This is a genomic window from Microbacterium sp. bgisy207, from assembly GCF_965345035.1.
Lineage (GTDB): Bacteria > Actinomycetota > Actinomycetes > Actinomycetales > Microbacteriaceae > Microbacterium.
This window is the reverse complement of the sequence record NZ_CBDRMG010000035.1, coordinates 1-1,105: the sequence shown is the minus strand read 5'-3', so window position 1 is coordinate 1,105 and position 1,105 is coordinate 1. Positions and strand designations below refer to the sequence as shown.

The window sequence follows — 1,105 nt, the reverse complement described above, 5'->3', positions numbered from 1 at the left end:
CTAGCTGTACTGCCCAGGGAGGTTGTTTGATCTGGCTTCCCTGATGTGACGAGAACCTCCCGGCAGAGTGGAGCTGCTACCGCATCCGCTCTGAACCAGGAGGTTCTCGTGTCTCACGCTAACGCGGCGCTCACCCCGCGCCAAAGGCTCCGTCTTGCACAGAAGATCGTCGACGAGGAGTGGACGGTCGCCGCGGCGGCGGACTACTTCCGTGTCTCCTGGCCCACCGCCGCGAAATGGGCGCGACGCTACGTCGAGCTCGGTGAAGCGGGGATGGCCGACCGGTCCTCGCGCCCGCATGCGCATCCGAACAAGACCCCGACGCACCGTGTGAAGAAGATCGTGCACCTGCGGATCCGCAAGCGCCTGGGGCCGGTCCAGATCGCCGACCGCGTCGGGATGCCGGCCTCGACCGTCCACGCGGTGCTGAAACGGTGTCGACTGAACCGGCTCTCGCATGTCGATGTGAAGACCGGGGAACCCGCCCGCCGGTACGAGCACGACAAGCCCGGCGCGCTGATCCATGTCGACGTGAAGAAGCTCGGCAACATCCCCGACGGCGGCGGCTGGCGCTACGTCGGACGGTCCCAAGGCGACCGCAACCGAGCAGTCACGGCCAAGCGCACCGGAAAGCGAGGCATCGCCGGCGACATGGTCACCGGCACCGCCTACGTCCACACCGTCATCGACGACCACTCCCGCGTCGCTTACGCCGAGATCCACGACGACGAACGCGCCGAGACCGCGATCGGCGTCCTGCAACGGGCCGTGTCCTGGTTCGCCGACCGCGGCGTCCGCGTCGAACGGGTCCTCTCGGACAACGGCCCCGCCTACCGCTCCCACGCCTGGCGACGCGTCTGCGCCGAGCTCGCCATCACACCCAAGCGCACACGTCCTTACCGTCCGCAGACGAACGGGAAGATCGAGCGATTCCATCGCACTATGGCCGACGGTTGGGCCTACGTGAAGCACTACAACAGCGAATCAGCCCGCCGCGCAGCCCTGCCCGCCTGGCTGCACTTCTACAATCACCACAGGCCCCACACTGCGATCGGGAAGCTCCCGCCCATCAGCCGGATCTCAAACAACCTGCCTGGGCAGTACA

The 1,105-nt window shown here is 66.8% G+C and carries 1 protein-coding gene; it reads left to right on the top strand.

Annotated features, from left to right (window positions below; genetic code table 11):
• Positions 1 to 108: 108 nt before the first annotated feature.
• Positions 109 to 1,105 (top strand): IS481 family transposase (locus ACSGC5_RS14905; protein ID WP_434971351.1); only part of this gene is annotated, 997 nt, incomplete at its 3' end.